Genomic DNA, 551 nt, shown 5'->3' on the forward strand with positions numbered 1-551 from the left:
GCTTTCTCAAGGTCTACGAGACCGAGGCCGAGCCGTTCCTGGATTTTGCCGCAACGATCGCCGCGAGCCTGCAGGCTGCCGAGCTTCAGCTCGCGCCGGCGCTCCTCGATATCGACGAAAGCTCGCGAGAGTTGCTCTATGCCTGGTTGGCCCCTGCCGATTGGCGGATGGCGCTGAGACAGGATCTCGACGACGAAAACGTCCTGGTGTCGGTGATCGCTGCCAAGCGCGCCTGGCATCAAAGCAGGAAGCTGGCCCAGCACCGTGCGCCGTTCGAGACGATTTCATCTTATCTCGGCGTAATGGACAACATCCGTCTTCCAGATGGGGAGAAGTTGTCCGAGCTTCGGATCGTGCGCGAGCTCCGCCCCTGGATTGGCCGGCTCGAGGCCGCCTTCGCCGCGGCCGGAACCGGAAGCGGTCCGATTCATGGCGAGAACACACTGTCCAACATCATGCTCGGCAGCGCTGGCCGGGTGCAACTGGTCGATTTCGATCGGGCGGTCAATGCCGACCCGCATTACGATGTGGCCGGGCTTTGTCTCGAAGTG

Annotated in this window: 1 protein-coding gene; it reads left to right on the top strand. The window is 62.4% G+C overall.

Annotation, left to right across the window (positions count from 1 at the left end; all coding sequences use genetic code 11):
* A partial coding sequence (locus tag AACY45_RS27690) for a phosphotransferase (RefSeq protein ID WP_339548657.1) occupies window positions 1-551 on the top strand: 551 nt, incomplete at both ends.

Origin of the sequence: Pseudomonas sp. RA_35y_Pfl2_P32 (genome assembly GCF_963970735.1) — a bacterium.
Taxonomy (GTDB): Bacteria; Pseudomonadota; Gammaproteobacteria; order Pseudomonadales; family Pseudomonadaceae; genus Aquipseudomonas.